We start from the raw sequence: 16,320 nt of genomic DNA, 5'->3' as shown, positions 1-16,320 counted from the left end.
AAGCATGCTGCTGGCGCTGGCGCAATGGCTGCAGGGAGACGCAAGCTTTTTGCGCTTGTTCACGTACCTGACGTTCCGCGCGGTGATGGCTACCATCACCGCGCTCGGTATCGGGCTCGTGTGCGGACCGTGGGTGATCCGCAAGCTGACGCAAATGAAGGTCGGGCAGGCCGTGCGCAAGGACGGCCCGCAAAGCCATCTCGTCAAGTCCGGCACGCCGACGATGGGCGGCGTGCTGATCCTGATCGGCATCGCGGTCGCGACGCTGCTGTGGGGCGACCTGACGAACCGTTTCATCTGGATCGTGATGCTCGTCACGTTCGGCTTCGGCGTGATTGGCTGGGTCGACGACTACCGCAAGGTCGTCTACAAGGACCCGCGCGGGATGTCGTCGCGCGAAAAGTATTTCTGGCAGTCGGTGATCGGGCTGTTCGCGGCGGTCTACCTCGCATTCAGCGTGTCCGAGGCGAACAACGTGCGCGTGTTCGACCTGTTCATGGCGTGGGTGAGGAGCGGCCTGTCGATGGGGCTGCCGGCGCGGGCCGACCTGATGCTGCCGTTCCTGAAGTCGATCAGCTATCCGCTGGGCGTCTGGGGCTTCATCGTGCTGACGTATTTCGTGATCGTCGGCGCGAGCAACGCGGTGAACCTGACCGACGGCCTCGACGGGCTCGTGATCATGCCGGTCGTGCTGGTCGGCGGGTCGCTCGGCGTGTTCGCGTACGTGATGGGCAGCTCGGTCTATTCGAAATACCTGCTGTTCCCGCACATCCCGGGCGCCGGTGAACTGCTGATCTTCTGTTCTGCGATGGGCGGGGCAGGGCTCGCGTTCCTCTGGTACAACACGCACCCCGCGCAGGTGTTCATGGGAGACGTCGGCGCGCTGGCGCTCGGCGGCGCGCTCGGCACGGTCGCGGTGATCGTGCGCCAGGAAATCGTGCTGTTCATCATGGGCGGCATCTTCGTCGCGGAAACGCTGTCGGTGATGCTGCAGGTGTCGTGGTTCAAGTACACGAAGAAGCGCTACGGCGAAGGGCGGCGCCTGCTGAAGATGGCGCCGCTGCATCACCATTTCGAATTGTCCGGCTGGAAGGAAACGCAGGTGGTGGTGCGTTTCTGGATCATCACGCTGATGCTGTGCCTGTTCGGTCTGTCCACCCTCAAGCTGCGGTAAAGGAAAGGTAACAAGGATGTCTGGCGAGATGTTTGGAGATCGGCAGCGGCCGATGGTGCTCGTACTGGGGCTCGGTGAATCGGGTCTCGCGATCGCGCGGTGGTGCGCGAGGCACGGGTGCCGGCTGCGTATTGCCGATACCCGCGAGGCGCCGCCGAACCTTGCCGCGCTGCAGGCCGAAGGCATCGATGCGGAGTTCGTCGGCGGGCCGTTCACGCCCGCGCTGCTCGACGGCGGCGTCGAGATCGTCGGGCTGAGCCCCGGCCTGTCGCCGCTCGAACCTGCGCTGGCGGCGCTGATCGCGGCCGCGAACGAGCGCGCGATCGCGGTCTGGGGCGAACTGGAATTCTTCGCGCAGGCGCTGCGCGCGCTCGGCACGAGCGGCTACCAGCCGAAGGTGCTCGCGATCACCGGCACCAACGGCAAGACCACGACGACGAGCCTGACGGGCCTGCTGTGCCGGCGTTCGGGCAAGAAGGTCGCCGTCGCCGGCAACATCAGCCCGGCGATGCTCGACCGGCTCGCGGGCGCGATCGACGAGACGGCGCTGCCCGACGTCTGGGTGCTCGAACTGTCGAGCTTCCAGCTCGAGACGGCGCGCACGTTCGCGCCCGACGCGGCCGCGATTCTCAACATCACGCAGGATCACCTCGACTGGCACGGCAGCTTCGACGCGTATGCGGCCGCGAAGGGCCGGATCTTCGGCGCGACGACCACGCGCGTGCTCAACCGCGACGATGCGGCCGTGATGAAGTTCGCGCCGGCCGCCGGCGCGGCCGATGCGGCGCGCACGGTCACGTTCGGGCTGAACGAGCCGGTGCAGGACGGCGACTACGGGCTGTCGCGCGATAACGGTATCGCGTGGCTGGTCGAAGCGGTCGACCGCGACGCGCCGGACGAAACGACGACGACCCGCCGGCGCAAGCGCGACGGCGCGCATACGCCCGACATCGCGCAGAAGCGCCTGATGCCGGTCGACGCGCTGCGCATCCGCGGGCTGCACAACGCGGCGAACGCGCTGGCCGCGTTCGCGCTCGCGCGTGCGATCGACTTGGCCGCAGCGCCGCTGCTGCACGCGCTGCGCGAATACCGCGGCGAGGCGCATCGCGTCGAAGTGATCGCGACGATCGACGACGTGGACTACGTCGACGACAGCAAGGGAACGAACGTCGGCGCGACGGTGGCCGCGCTCGACGGGCTCGCGCAGAAGATCGTGCTGATCGCCGGCGGCGACGGCAAGGGGCAGGATTTCGCGCCGCTGGTCGCGCCGGTCGCGCGCTGGTGTCGTGCGGTGATGCTGATCGGCCGCGACGCGCCGGCGATTCGCGACACGCTCGCCGAAACCGGCGTGCCGCTCGCGGACCACGCGACGCTCGAAGGCGCGGTGCGTGCCGCCGCCGAGCTCGCCGAGCCGGGCGATGCGGTGCTGCTGTCGCCCGCGTGCGCGAGCCTCGACATGTTCAGGAACTACGCCCATCGCGCGGAGGTGTTCCGCGCGGCGGTGGATGAAGTCGCCATCGACAAAGGAGCGACGCCATGAGCTGGTCCGATCGCCTCGTCTCCCGTTTCAACGACCGGCGCGACACCGGCGGCAATGCCGCCGGCGGTCGCGTCGCGTCCGCCACGCGCGCTGCGACCGGCGGCCTCGCGAGCGTCGTCAACGGCGTGCGGCCGAGCCGCTCGCGGATGCTCGACTTCGACTACTCGCTGCTGTGGGTCGCGATCGCGCTGCTCGGGCTCGGCGTCGTGATGGTGTATTCGGCGTCGATCGCGATGCCCGATTCGCCGAAATACGCGTCGTATCACGATTACGCGTTCCTGATGCGCCACTGCGTGTCGCTCGTCGTTGCGTTCATCGCGGCGGTGATCGCGTTCCGCGTGCCGGTGTCGACCTGGGACAAATACGCGCCGCATCTCTTCCTGATCGCGCTGGTCGGCCTCGTGATCGTGCTGATCCCGCACGTCGGCAAGGGCGTGAACGGCGCGCGCCGCTGGATTCCGCTCGGCATCACGAACATGCAGCCGTCGGAAATCATGAAGCTCGCGGTGACGATCTACGCGGCGAACTACACGGTGCGCAAGCAGGAGTACATGCAGAGCTTCGCGAAAGGCTTTCTGCCGATGGCGTTCGCGGTCGGTCTCGTCGGCGCGCTGCTGCTGCTCGAGCCGGACATGGGCGCGTTCATGGTGGTCGCCGCGATCGCGATGGGCGTGCTGTTCCTCGGCGGCGTGAACGGCAAGCTGTTCGGCGGCCTGGTCGCGACGGCGGTCGGCACCTTCACGATGCTCGTATGGCTGTCGCCGTGGCGCCGCGAGCGGATCTTCGCGTATCTCGATCCGTGGGACGAACGCTATGCGCAGGGCAAGGCGTACCAGCTCACGCATTCGCTGATCGCGTTCGGCCGCGGCGAGTGGTTCGGCGTCGGCCTCGGCGGTAGCGTCGAGAAGCTGAACTACCTGCCCGAAGCGCATACCGACTTCATCCTCGCGGTGATCGGCGAGGAACTCGGCTTCGTCGGCGTGATGGTCGTGATCCTGCTGTTCTACTGGATCGTGCGCCGCGCGTTCGAGATCGGCCGCCAGGCGCTCGCGCTCGATCGCACGTTCGCGGGCCTGACGGCGAAGGGCATCGGTATCTGGTTCGGCGCGCAGACGTTCATCAACATGGGCGTGAACCTCGGCCTGCTGCCGACCAAGGGCCTGACGCTGCCGCTCGTGAGCTATGGCGGTTCGGGCATCCTGCTGAACTGTGTCGCGCTCGCGGTGCTGCTGCGGGTCGATTATGAAAATCGCGTCCTGATGCGGGGAGGGAAGGTATGACCGCGTCGCGACGCACGCTGATGGTGATGGCAGGCGGCACCGGGGGCCACGTGTTCCCGGGGCTCGCGGTCGCGCACCGGATGGAAGCGGCGGGCTGGCGCGTCGTGTGGCTCGGCAATCCGGCCGGGATGGAAGCGACGCTCGTGCCGAAGCACGGCATTCCGATGGAATACGTGCGCTTCGGCGGACTGCGCGGCAAGGGCCTGAAGACCAAGCTGACGCTGCCGTTCAACCTGCTGCGCGCATGCTGGCAGAGCCTCGGCGCGCTGCGCCGCGTGCGGCCGGACGTCGTGCTCGGGATGGGGGGCTACATCACGTTCCCGGCGGGCGTGATGGCCGCGCTGTCGGGTCGTCCGCTCGTGCTGCACGAACAGAATTCGATCGCGGGCCTGACCAACAAGGTGCTCGCGAAACTGGCCAAACGCGTGCTCGTCGCGTTTCCCGGCGCGCTGCCGCACGCGGAATGGACGGGCAACCCGATTCGTGCGGAACTTGCGCACACGGAACCGCCCAAAGCACGCTATGCGTCGCGCAGCGGCCCGCTGAACGTGCTGGTCGTCGGTGGCAGCCTCGGTGCGGCCGCGCTGAACGAAGTCGTGCCGCGCGCGCTGGCGCTGCTGAGGCCGGACGAGCGCCCGCGCGTCGTGCACCAGGCCGGCGCGAAGCACATCGACGCGCTGAAGGCGAATTACGAAGCGGCCGGTTTCGCGGCCGGCGAAGACGTGCGGCTCGTGCCGTTCATCGACGACATGGCGAGCGCGTACGCGGCGGCGGATCTCGTGATCTGCCGTTCCGGCGCGATGACGGTGTCGGAGATCGCGGCGGTGGGCGTGGCGGCGCTGTTCGTGCCGTTCCCGTACGCGGTCGACGACCACCAGACGACCAACGCCGCGTTCCTCGCCGATGCGGGCGCGGCCGTGCTGGTGCAACAACGCGACCTGTCGGCGGAACTGCTCGCCGACTGGCTGCGCGGCCAGTCGCGGGCGTCGCTCGCGGACATGGCGGAGCGTTCGCGCTCGCTGGCGAAGCCCGAGGCCACCGACGAAGTCGCGCGTGTCTGCGCGAAGGCGGCCGGCGCGAACCTGGAAAAACTGCAATGAAACACATCGTCAAACACATTCATTTCGTCGGGATCGGCGGCGCGGGCATGAGCGGCATCGCCGAAGTGCTCGTCAACCTCGGCTACGAGGTCAGCGGCTCCGACCTGTCGCGCAACGCGGTGACCGACCGTCTCGAGGCGCTCGGCGCGCGGATCGCGATCGGCCACGACGCGGCGAACATCGAGGGCGCGAACGCGGTCGTCGTATCGACGGCCGTGCGCTCGGACAACCCCGAGGTGCTGGCCGCGCGTAGCCAGCGCGTGCCGATCGTGCAGCGCGCGGTGATGCTCGCGGAACTGATGCGCCTGAAGCAGGGCATCGCGATCGCCGGCACGCACGGCAAGACCACGACGACGAGCCTCGTCGCGAGCGTGCTCGCGGCAGGCGGCCTCGACCCGACCTTCGTGATCGGCGGCCGGCTGATCAGCGCCGGCGCGAACGCGCGGCTCGGCACGGGCGACTTCATCGTCGCCGAGGCCGACGAGTCGGACGCGTCGTTCCTGAACCTGTATCCGGTGATCGAAGTCATCACGAACATCGACGCCGATCACATGGACACTTACGGCCACGATTTCGCGCGGCTCAAGCAGGCGTTCATCGAGTTCACGCAGCGCCTGCCGTTCTACGGCAGCGCGGTGGTGTGCGTCGACGATCCGAACGTGCGGCAGATCATCCCGTTCATCTCGAAGCCGGTCGTGCGCTACGGGCTGTCGCCGGACGCGCAGGTGCGCGCGGAAGACATCGACGCGCGCGACGGCCGCATGCACTTCACGGTGATCCGCGAAGGCCGTGCGCCGCTCGCGGTGGTGCTGAACCTGCCGGGCCTGCACAACGTGCAGAACGCGCTCGCGGCGATCGCGATCGCGACCGATCTCGGCGTGGCGGACGACGCGATCCAGCTGGCGCTCGCGGAATTCAACGGCGTCGGCCGGCGCTTCCAGCGCTACGGCGAGGTGCCGAGCGCGGACGGCGGCCAGTACACGCTGATCGACGATTACGGCCACCACCCGGTCGAGATGGCCGCGACGATCGCGGCCGCGCGCGGCGCGTTCCCGGGCCGCCGCCTCGTGCTGGCGTTCCAGCCGCACCGCTACACGCGCACGCGCGACTGCTTCGACGATTTCGTCAACGTACTGTCGACGGTCGACGCGCTGGTGCTGACGGAAGTTTATGCCGCGGGCGAAGCGGCGATCGCGACGGCCAACGGCGATGCGCTGTCGCGTGCGCTGCGCGCGGTGGGGAAGGTTGACCCGGTGTTCGTCGCGACGGTCGACGACGTGCCGGATGCATTGGCGAAGGTCGCGCAGAACGGCGACGTGGTGATCACGATGGGCGCGGGTTCGATCGGCGGCGTGCCGGCGAAGCTCGTGCAACATACTCAACAGAAGGCATGACATGAGCGGGATCGATCCGAAACGTTTCGGCAAGGTGGCGGTGTTGTTCGGCGGCGAATCCGCCGAGCGCGAGGTGTCGCTCACCTCGGGCCGCCTCGTGCTGCAGGGCCTGCGCGACGCGGGCGTCGACGCGCATCCGTTCGACCCGGCCGAGCGGCCGCTGTCGGCGCTGAAGGACGAAGGCTTCGTGCGCGCGTTCAACGCGCTGCACGGCGGCTACGGCGAGAACGGCCAGATCCAGGGCGCACTCGATTTCTACGGGATCCGCTACACGGGCAGCGGCGTGCTCGGCTCGGCGCTCGGCCTCGACAAGTTCCGCACGAAGCTCGTGTGGCAGCAGACGGGCGTGCCGACGCCGCCGTTCGAGACGGTGATGCGCGGCGACGACTACGCGGCGCGCGCGGCGGACATCGTCGCGAAGCTCGGCCTGCCGCTGTTCGTGAAGCCGGCGAGCGAAGGCTCGAGCGTCGCGGTGCTGAAGGTGAAGACGGCCGACGCGTTGCCCGCCGCACTGTCGGAAGCGGCGACGCACGACAAGATCGTGATCGTCGAGAAGAGCATCGAAGGCGGCGGCGAATACACCGCGTGCATCGCCGGCGATCTCGACCTGCCGCTGATCAAGATCGTGCCGGCCGGCGAGTTCTACGACTACCACGCGAAGTATGTCGCCGACGACACGCAATACCTGATTCCGTGCGGGCTGCCCGCCGAACAGGAAGCGGAACTGAAGCGCATCGCGCGCCGCGCGTTCGACGTGCTCGGCTGCACCGACTGGGGCCGGGCGGACTTCATGCTCGACGCCGCCGGCAACGCGTATTTCCTGGAAGTGAACACGGCCCCCGGGATGACCGACCACTCGCTGCCGCCGAAGGCCGCGCGCTCGATCGGCATCAGCTATTCGGAGCTGGTCGTGAAGGTGCTGTCGCTTACGCTCAACGACTGACGCAGGAACGGAACGACGTATGTGGAACAACGTTCGCCAACTCAACCTTGCCGCCAGCGCGCTGTACGCGCTGTTGCTGCTCGTGTTGGCGGCGGCCGGCTGCTACTGGCTGATCCAGCGTCCGACGTTCGCGCTGCGCGAAATCCGGATCGATGGCGACACCGAGCACATCAACTCGCCGACGGTGCGTGCAGGCGTGGTCGGCCGGCTGAAGGGCAATTTCTTCACGGTCGATCTCGACGCGGCGCGGGCGGCGTTCGAGCAGATGCCGTGGGTGCGCCACGCGAGCGTGCGCCGGGTGTGGCCGAATGCGCTGGCTGTCACGCTCGAGGAGTACAAACCGCTCGGGACCTGGGGCAGTGCGCAGCTCGTGAGCGTCGACGGCGAGCTGTTCACCGCGAACCAGGGCGAACTGGATCAGGAATTGCCCGCGTTCGACGGCCCGGAGGGCAGTGCGAAGGAAGTCGTCACGCGGTATCACGACTTCGCGAACTGGTTTGCGCCGCTGAAGGCGGCGCCGGAAGAAGTGACGCTGTCGGCGCGCTACGCGTGGACGGTGAAGCTGTCGAACGGCATGCAGGTCGAGCTGGGCAAGGAACGCAACAGCGAGTCGCTGCATGACCGGAGCCAGCGCCTCGTCGCCGCGTGGCCGGCCGTCACGGAGCGTTGGGGCAACGACATCGAGTACGCGGACCTGCGTTATCCGAACGGATTCGCGATTCGTGCGGCAGGCATGCGGTTCCTGACCGATACCGACAAGCGCAAGAAGTAACGAGAGATCACACGCAAGAGCACTTTATGAGCAAAGACTACAAGGATCTGCTGGTTTCCCTCGACATCGGCACGTCGAAGGTGGTGGCCATCGTCGCCGAGCTGAAGGGCGAAGGCCATTACGAGGTGATCGGCCTCGGCCAGAGCGAGTCGAAAGGTCTGAAGAAGGGCGTGGTGGTCAACATCGAGGCCACCGTGCAGTCGATCCAGCGCGCGCTCGAGGAAGCCGAGCTGATGGCCGACTGCAAGATCACCAACGTGTTCACGGGGATCGCCGGCAGCCACATCCGCAGCTTCAACTCGAGCGGGATGGTCGCGATCAAGGACAAGGAAGTCACGCAGACCGACGTCGCGCGCGTGATCGAGACCGCGAAGGCGATCAACATCCCGACCGACCAGCAGGTGCTGCACATCCTCACGCAGGAATTCATCATCGACGGCCAGGAAGACGTGCGCGAGCCGATCGGCATGAGCGGGATCCGCCTCGAGGTGAAGGTGCACATCGTGACCGGTGCGGTCAGCGCCGCGCAGAACATCGTCAAGTGCGTGCGCCGCTGCGGGCTGGAAGTGAACGACCTGATCCTGCAGCCGCTCGCGTCGTCGCTGGCCGTGCTGACTGAAGACGAGAAGGATCTCGGCGTGGTGCTGGTCGACGTCGGCGGCGGCACGACCGACATCGCGATCTTCGCCGAAGGCGCGATCCGCCACACCGCGGTGATTCCGATCGCCGGCGACCAGATCACGAGCGACATCGCGATGGCGCTGCGCACGCCGACGCCGGACGCGGAAGACATCAAGGTCGGCTACGGGATCGCGAAGCAGGCGCTCGCCGATCCGGACGAGATGGTCGAAGTGCCGGGCCTCGGCGAACGCGGTCCGCGCACGCTGTCGCGCCAGGCACTTGCCGCCGTGATCGAACCGCGCGTCGAGGAACTGTTCTCGCTCGTGCAGCAGGTCGTGCGCGAGTCGGGTTACGAAGAACTGCTGAGCTCCGGCGTGGTCATTACCGGCGGGGCTTCGATGATGCCGGGCATGGTCGAGCTCGGCGAAGACATTTTCCTGAAGCCGGTGCGCATCGGCGCGCCGGAATACGCAGGCGGCCTCGCCGACGTGGTGCGCAACCCGCGCTACTCGACGGCGATGGGCCTGCTGGTCGAAGGCAGTGCACAGCGCATGCGCGGTCGCAAGGTCGCCGTGCAGTCCGGCAACGCGGGGCAGATCTTCTCGCGGATGAAGGAATGGTTCCTGAGCAACTTTTGACATACCGAATCGAAATTCGCGCCGGTGCCGGCGGCTGGCGCGCGACAGGGGGTTGCCCGATCTCCTGCCGAATAACGGCCGAGTAGTTCTATTTTCTTGACGGAGGCAACAATGGAATTCGAAATGCTGGAAACCGAAACCAACGGCACCATCATCAAGGTGGTCGGCGTTGGCGGCGCTGGCGGCAATGCCGTTCAGCACATGATCAACCGTGGCGTGCAGGGCGTCGACTTCATCGTGATGAACACCGACGCACAGGCGCTGTCGCGTGCGCGCGCACCGTCCGTGATCCAGCTCGGCAACACGGGCCTCGGCGCCGGCGCGAAGCCGGAAATGGGCAAGGCGGCGGCGGAAGAGGCGCGCGAGCGCATCGCCGACGCGCTGCGTGGCGCGCACATGGTGTTCATCACGGCCGGCATGGGTGGCGGCACGGGCACGGGCGCGGCGCCGGTGGTCGCGCAGATCGCGAAGGAGATGGGCATCCTGACGGTTGGTGTCGTCAGCAAGCCGTTCGAATTCGAAGGCGGCAAGCGCATGCGCGTCGCGGAAGCAGGCTCGCAGCAACTGGAGGATCACGTCGACTCGCTGATCGTCGTCCTGAACGACAAGCTGTTCGACGTGATGGGCGATGACGCCGAGATGGACAAGTGCTTCCAGTGCGCGGACGACGTGTTGAACAACGCGGTTGCGGGCATTGCCGAAATCATCAATGTCGATGGCCTCGTGAACGTCGACTTCGAAGACGTGAAGACGGTGATGGGCGAGCAGGGCAAGGCGATGATGGGCACGGCGACGGTCGCCGGCGTCGATCGCGCACGCCTCGCGGCCGAACAGGCCGTGGCGAGCCCGCTGCTCGAAGGCGTCGATCTGTCGGGCGCGCGCGGCGTGCTGGTCAACATCACGTCGAGCCGTTCGCTGCGCCTGTCGGAAACGCGCGAAGTGATGAACACGATCAAGAGTTACGCGGCGGAAGATGCCACGGTGATCTTCGGTGCGGTGTACGACGACGCGATGGGCGATGCGCTGCGCGTGACGGTCGTGGCGACGGGTCTGGGCCGTGCGGCGAAGAAGCAGCAATCGGCTCCGATGACGCTGCTGCGCACCGGCACCGACAACCAGCCGGTGAGCGTCTCGCACGGCTATGCGCAGCCGCAGCACGTCAGCACGGCCGACTACGGCGCGCTCGATACGCCGGCGGTGTGGCGCAACTCGCGCGAAACCGCGGCATCGCACGTGCAGGCGCTGCAGGAGAAGGGTGTCGACACGTACGACATCCCGGCTTTCCTGCGCAAGCAGGCTGACTGACGACGCACACAGGCGAAGCCGCGGCAAGTTTGCCGCGGTAACGCCGGCGTGACGGATGCCACGGACCACGACAGGCCGCGTCGGATGCGACGCCGGGCCGGGAAACGTGCCCTCTTCGCTCGAGCGAGGCGGGATGGGCCGTGCTGTCCGCAACACGCTGAAAAACCGTATCGCTATGAGGGACCAGCCATGATTCAAGTGGGCGACGCGCTGCCCGACGCGCAACTGTTCGAGTTCATCGACGACGCGCGCGAAGGCTGCACGCTGGGGTCGAATGCCTTCAGCGTGCGCGACCAGGTTGCGGGAAAGCGGGTGGTGATCTTCGGATTGCCGGGAGCTTTCACGCCGACCTGCTCGGCGCGGCATGTGCCGGGCTATGTCGAGCACGCCGAGCAACTGCGCTCGGCGGGCATCGACGAGCTCTGGTGCGTGTCCGTCAACGACGCATTCGTGATGGGCGCATGGGGACGTGATCTGCACACCGCGGGCAAGGTGCGCATGATGGCGGACGGCAGCGCTGCTTTCACTCATGCGCTGGGGCTGACGCAGGATTTGTCCGCGCGTGGCATGGGAATCCGTTCCCTGCGCTACGCGATGGTGGTCGACGACGGTGTGGTCAAGACGCTGGCCGTCGAAGCGCCGGGCAAGTTCGAAGTGAGCGATGCGGCGAGTGTGCTCGCGACGTTGAAGTCCTGATCCTGCGGTGCGCCGTTGCCTGCCGGCAACGCTGCTCACCGGCCTCAGGGCAGTTGTAACACGGGCCGATGACCGGAAACGCCTCCGTTCCGGGCATCGGCCCGTCCCGTATCGGCGCGGGTAACCAGTCGAAACAGATTGATACGCAGTTTCAAACAGCGTCGAATAGGGAATTACGCTATAATCTCACCTATCGAATATAACTCCTGATTGATATTCTCAATCAAGACGAAGAACACCATGTTGAAGCAGCGCACCATCAAATCGATCGTGAAGACCGTGGGCATCGGTCTCCACTCGGGCCGCAAGGTCGAACTGACGCTCCGCCCGGCCGCGCCGGGTACGGGGATCGTATTCTCGCGCGTCGACCTGCCCACGCCTGTCGACATTCCGGCATCCGCGATGTCGATCGGCGACACGCGGCTCGCGTCGGTGCTGCAGAAGGATGGAGCGCGCGTGTCGACCGTCGAGCACCTGATGTCGGCGTGCGCCGGCCTCGGCATCGACAACCTCTATGTCGACGTGACGGCCGAGGAAATCCCGATCATGGACGGCAGCGCCGCGTCCTTCGTGTTCCTGATCCAGTCCGCGGGCATCGAGGAGCAGAACGCGCCGAAGCGCTTCATCAAGGTGAAGAAGCCGGTCGAAATCCGCGACGGCGACAAGTTCGCGCGTCTCGATCCGTATTTCGGCTTCAAGCTGAAGTTCACGATCGACTTTCGTCACCCGGCCGTCGACAAGACTGGCCAGGAACTCGAGGTCGATTTCGCGAATACGTCGTACGTGCGCGAGATCGCGCGTGCGCGCACGTTCGGTTTTGCCCATGAAGTCGAAATGATGCGCGAGCTGGGTCTCGCGCGCGGCGGCAGCATGGACAACGCGATCGTGCTCGACGAGTACCGGATCCTGAACAACGACGGGCTGCGTTACGACGACGAGTTCGTGAAGCACAAGATGCTCGATGCGATCGGCGACCTGTACGTGGTCGGCCATCCGCTGCTGGCGTCGTACACCGCGTACAAGTCGGGGCACGGGCTGAACAACGCGCTGCTGCGCGAACTGCTCGCGCACGAAGACGCGTACGAGATCGTCACGTTCGACGACCCGCAGGCTGCGCCGAAGGGCTTCGCGTTCGACGCGCAGACGGCCTTCGCCTGATCGGCGTCCGGCGCCCCGCGATAAAAAAAGCGACCCTCGGGTCGCTTTTTTATTGGGCGGCCGGCCCGCACGGGCGGCGGCGCGCGTTCAGCGCGACGACTTCGCGCCGTGCCGTGCGGCCATCCGCGCGAGCGCGGCCTGCAGCGGCGACGGCTCGAGGTGATCGGCGAGCTCGCGCAACGCGGCGGCGCCGACGGTCGTCATGCGCGCCTGCTTCACGTGCGGCGGTTCCGGCGCGTCCTTCGGCCGCACGCGTACGCGCAGCGCCGAGACCGGCCAGCCGCGCTTCTGGAGATCGGCGAGCAGGCGCGGCTCGACCTGCCGCAGGCGGGCCGCGAGCGCATTGTGCGCGGCAAAGAGGGTCAGGGTGCCGTCCTTGATGGAGCCCGGTTCGACATGATTCGCAAGATAGTCGGGCAGGAGCGCCGCGAGGTCGCGCTGCAGCGACGCGACCTGTTCGACGCCGGCGCGCAGCGCCGCGAACGCGTCGGTGCGGTTGAGCACTTCGGACACGGGTTGCGGGCGATATGCGGGGAGCGGGCCGAAACGCTTGGAAAATCGGTTCATCGAGGCATTCTTCGGGCGCGCACGGGCGCGGGCGTTGACGCCGATTGTACCCGCGCCGGCTCCCGCACGGGCGGCTTTCGGGCCGTGCGCCCGGTTGCCTGCACGGGTTCGGCGTGCGGCGTGGGTCGGGCCGGGACACCGGCGCATGCTTCCTCGCGTGCTAAAATTCCTCGTTTGATTCCACTAATTCGCTAAGCCGCCGAGGCTCGGGCGTCGGGGCGCGCAACACGCGCCGGGCGCCGGTGCTGCGACGCAGGATCCGATCCGATGACAACCGGTTTTCTCCAGAAAATTTTTGGCAGCCGCAACCAGCGGCTCGTCAAGCAATACCAAAAGACCGTCGCGACGATCAATGCGCTCGAAACGCAGATCGAGAAGCTGACGGACGACCAGTTGCGCGGTAAGACGGATGAGTTCCGCCAGCGGATCGCGGGCGGCGAGTCGCTCGACAAGCTGCTGCCCGAGGCGTTCGCAGTCTGCCGGGAGGCGAGCCGCCGCGTGCTGAAGATGCGCCATTTTGACGTGCAGCTGATCGGCGGCATGGTGCTCCACTACGGCAAGATCGCGGAAATGCGCACCGGCGAGGGCAAGACGCTCGTCGCGACGCTGCCCGTGTACCTGAATGCGCTGGCCGGCCGTGGCGTGCACGTGGTGACGGTCAACGACTACCTCGCGCAGCGCGACGCCGAATGGATGGCGCGCCTCTACAACTTCCTCGGTCTGTCGGTCGGCATCAACCTGTCCGGCATGGAGCACGACCAGAAGCAGCAGGCCTACGCGTCGGACATCACCTACGGCACGAACAACGAGTTCGGCTTCGACTACCTGCGCGACAACATGGTCTACGAGACCGACGCGCGCGTGCAGCGGGCCCTGAACTTCGCGGTCGTCGACGAAGTGGACTCGATCCTGATCGACGAGGCGCGTACGCCGCTGATCATCTCGGGCCAGGCGGAAGACCACACCGAGCTGTACGTGCGGATGAACGCGCTGCCGCCGCTGCTCGAGCGCCAGATCGGCGAGGAGAAGGCCGATGGCACGGGCGTCGAGAAGCCGGGCGACTACACGCTCGACGAGAAGTCGCGCCAGGTGTTCCTGACGGAGTCGGGCCACGAGAAGGCCGAGCGGCTGCTCGCCGAGTGGGGCCTGATCGGCGAGGGCGAGAGCCTGTACGCACCGCAGAACATCACGCTGATGCACCACGTGTACGCGGCGCTGCGCGCCCACACGCTGTTCCACAAGGATCAGCACTACGTCGTGCAGAACGGCGAAGTGGTGATCGTCGACGAATTCACGGGCCGCCTGATGGCGGGCCGCCGCTGGTCCGACGGCCTGCACCAGGCGGTCGAGGCGAAGGAGCACGTGAAGATCCAGAGCGAGAACCAGACGCTCGCCTCGATCACGTTCCAGAACTACTTCCGGATGTACGCAAAGCTCGCGGGCATGACGGGCACGGCGGACACCGAAGCGTACGAATTCAACGAGATCTACGGCCTCGAGACGGTCGTGATCCCGACCAACCGTCCGCCGAAGCGGATCGACAAGCAGGACCAGATCTACAAGACGGCCAAGGAGCGCTACGACGCGGTGATCCGCGACATTCGCGAGTGCTACGAGCGCGGTCAGCCGGTGCTGGTCGGCACGACCTCGATCGAGAACTCGGAACTGCTGTCGCACCTGCTGAAGCAGGCCGGGCTGCCGCACGAGGTGCTGAACGCGAAGCAGCACGAGCGTGAAGCGGCGATCGTCGCGGAAGCCGGCCGTCCGAAGCGCATCACGATCGCGACCAACATGGCCGGTCGCGGTACCGACATCGTGCTCGGCGGCAACGCCGAGAAGCAGGCCGCATTCATCGAAGCCGACGAAGCGATCCCGGCCGACGAAAAGGCGCGCCGCATCAAGCAGTTGCACGACGAGTGGGAAACGCTGCACGAGCAGGTGAAGGCCGCGGGCGGCCTCCACATCATCGGCACCGAGCGCCATGAATCGCGCCGGATCGACAACCAGCTGCGCGGCCGTGCGGGCCGCCAGGGCGATCCGGGCTCGTCGCGCTTCTATCTGTCGCTCGACGATCCGCTGCTGCGCATCTTCGCGGGCGACCGCGTGCGCTCGATCATGGATCGCCTGAAGATGCCGGAAGGCGAGGCGATCGAGGCCGGCATCGTCACGCGTTCGATCGAATCGGCGCAGCGCAAGGTCGAAGCGCGCAACTTCGACATCCGCAAGCAGCTGCTCGAATACGACGACGTGTCGAACGACCAGCGCAAGGTGATCTACCAGCAGCGCAACGAATTGCTCGAAGCGCACGACATCACCGAGACGATCTCGGCGATGCGTCACGGCGTGATCACCGAAGTCGTCCGCCAGTTCGTGCCGGAAGGCAGCATCGAGGAACAGTGGGACGTGCCCGAGCTCGAGGAAGCGCTGCGCAACGACTGGCAGCTCGACCTCGCGATCCAGGAAATGGTGAACGAGTCGTCGTCGATCACGGCCGAGGAGATTCTCGAAGCCGTGACGACCGCCGCCGACGAGCAGTACGAGGCGAAGGTCGCGCTGGTCGGCCGCGAATCGTTCAGCGCGTTCGAGCGTTCGGTGATGCTGCAGACGGTCGACCGGCTGTGGCGCGAGCACCTCGCGGCGCTCGACCACCTGCGCCAGGGCATCCACCTGCGCGGCTATGCGCAGAAGAACCCGAAGCAGGAATACAAGCGCGAAGCGTTCGAGCTGTTCGCCGCGATGCTCGACGCGATCAAACAGGAAGTCACGCGCATCGTGATGAACGTGCAGATCCAGTCGCCTGAGCAGCTCGAGGAAGCCGCCGAGCAGATCGAGGAGCGCGGCGGCCATCTCGAAAACGTCGAGTTTCAGCACGCCGACTACGCGGAATCCGGCGCGCCGGTCGCGAACGTCGCGGCCGCCACCGCGGCCACGGCGACGGCCGACATGGTCGGCAGTGCGATGACCCACAGCGGCCCCGGCGGCGAGATGCCGAAGGTCGGCCGCAACGACCCGTGCCCGTGCGGCAGCGGCAAGAAGTACAAGCAATGTCACGGGAAGCTGTCATGATCGGCGGCGGCGCGCATCCGCGTGCCGCTTCGTTCGCAGCTTCGAGTCAGTGACGTGAGTTGCGGC

At 66.8% G+C, this 16,320-nt stretch carries 13 protein-coding genes; 12 read left to right on the top strand and 1 reads right to left on the bottom strand.

Translation table 11 applies throughout. The features are described from left to right. The first annotated feature begins 4 nt into the window (after nucleotides 1-4). The 11 genes from mraY to lpxC all read left to right on the top strand — a co-directional run bounded on the left by mraY (nucleotide 5) and on the right by lpxC (nucleotide 12,621). Entirely contained in the window at nucleotides 5-1,174 is a 1,170-nt protein-coding gene (mraY, locus tag DIE12_RS23145) for a phospho-N-acetylmuramoyl-pentapeptide-transferase (protein ID WP_006752439.1), read from the top strand. Nucleotides 1,175-1,202: 28 nt separating this feature from the next. After that, nucleotides 1,203-2,714: a UDP-N-acetylmuramoyl-L-alanine--D-glutamate ligase gene (gene murD / locus DIE12_RS23140; protein ID WP_044844237.1), complete on the top strand. Its 1,512-nt coding sequence runs from the start codon at nucleotides 1,203-1,205 to the stop codon at nucleotides 2,712-2,714. Continuing rightward, complete coding sequence (ftsW, locus tag DIE12_RS23135) at nucleotides 2,711-3,994, top strand: putative lipid II flippase FtsW (protein ID WP_044844236.1); 1,284 nt, start codon at nucleotides 2,711-2,713, stop codon at nucleotides 3,992-3,994. The genes murD and ftsW overlap by 4 nt, the downstream gene beginning before the upstream one ends. Continuing rightward, nucleotides 3,991-5,094, top strand: coding sequence for an undecaprenyldiphospho-muramoylpentapeptide beta-N-acetylglucosaminyltransferase (murG, locus tag DIE12_RS23130; protein WP_124520023.1), 1,104 nt, complete (start codon nucleotides 3,991-3,993; stop codon nucleotides 5,092-5,094). The genes ftsW and murG overlap by 4 nt, the downstream gene beginning before the upstream one ends. Continuing rightward, on the top strand, nucleotides 5,091-6,488 hold the full coding sequence (murC, locus tag DIE12_RS23125) for a UDP-N-acetylmuramate--L-alanine ligase (protein WP_044844234.1): 1,398 nt from the start codon (nucleotides 5,091-5,093) through the stop codon (nucleotides 6,486-6,488). The genes murG and murC overlap by 4 nt, the downstream gene beginning before the upstream one ends. 1 nt (nucleotide 6,489) lies before the next feature. After that, the gene (locus DIE12_RS23120) at nucleotides 6,490-7,431 is read left to right on the top strand and encodes a D-alanine--D-alanine ligase (protein ID WP_059535171.1); all 942 of its coding nucleotides are present in this window, start codon (nucleotides 6,490-6,492) and stop codon (nucleotides 7,429-7,431) included. Nucleotides 7,432-7,450: 19 nt separating this feature from the next. Then, nucleotides 7,451-8,203 carry a cell division protein FtsQ/DivIB gene (locus DIE12_RS23115; RefSeq protein WP_124520021.1) on the top strand — a complete coding sequence of 251 codons (753 nt, stop codon included), beginning with the start codon at nucleotides 7,451-7,453 and terminating at the stop codon, nucleotides 8,201-8,203. Between the two features lie 26 nt (nucleotides 8,204-8,229). Continuing rightward, nucleotides 8,230-9,462 (top strand): cell division protein FtsA, encoded by a 1,233-nt coding sequence (gene ftsA / locus DIE12_RS23110; protein ID WP_044844232.1) that lies wholly within the window; start codon nucleotides 8,230-8,232, stop codon nucleotides 9,460-9,462. A gap of 111 nt (nucleotides 9,463-9,573) precedes the next feature. Further along, nucleotides 9,574-10,767 carry a cell division protein FtsZ gene (ftsZ, locus tag DIE12_RS23100; RefSeq protein ID WP_124520019.1) on the top strand — a complete coding sequence of 398 codons (1,194 nt, stop codon included), beginning with the start codon at nucleotides 9,574-9,576 and terminating at the stop codon, nucleotides 10,765-10,767. 189 nt (nucleotides 10,768-10,956) lie between these two features. Continuing rightward, nucleotides 10,957-11,463, top strand: coding sequence for a peroxiredoxin (locus DIE12_RS23095; RefSeq protein ID WP_124520017.1), 507 nt, complete (start codon nucleotides 10,957-10,959; stop codon nucleotides 11,461-11,463). A gap of 240 nt (nucleotides 11,464-11,703) precedes the next feature. Then, on the top strand, nucleotides 11,704-12,621 hold the full coding sequence (lpxC, locus tag DIE12_RS23090) for a UDP-3-O-acyl-N-acetylglucosamine deacetylase (RefSeq protein WP_044844229.1): 918 nt from the start codon (nucleotides 11,704-11,706) through the stop codon (nucleotides 12,619-12,621). A gap of 87 nt (nucleotides 12,622-12,708) precedes the next feature. Here lpxC and DIE12_RS23085 read toward each other — a convergent pair whose 3' ends face one another. After that, complete coding sequence (locus DIE12_RS23085) at nucleotides 12,709-13,188, bottom strand: DUF721 domain-containing protein (RefSeq protein ID WP_124500207.1); 480 nt, start codon at nucleotides 13,186-13,188, stop codon at nucleotides 12,709-12,711. A 267-nt stretch (nucleotides 13,189-13,455) separates the two neighbouring features. Here DIE12_RS23085 and secA point away from each other — a divergent pair, with 267 nt between their 5' ends. Next, the gene (gene secA, locus DIE12_RS23080; RefSeq protein WP_124488223.1) at nucleotides 13,456-16,254 is read left to right on the top strand and encodes a preprotein translocase subunit SecA; all 2,799 of its coding nucleotides are present in this window, start codon (nucleotides 13,456-13,458) and stop codon (nucleotides 16,252-16,254) included. Nucleotides 16,255-16,320: the final 66 nt, after the last annotated feature.

This window comes from Burkholderia sp. Bp9015 (assembly GCF_003853505.1).
Lineage (GTDB): Bacteria > Pseudomonadota > Gammaproteobacteria > Burkholderiales > Burkholderiaceae > Burkholderia.
Note: the sequence above shows the minus strand (reverse complement) of the source record. Positions and strands in the feature narration are given on the sequence as shown.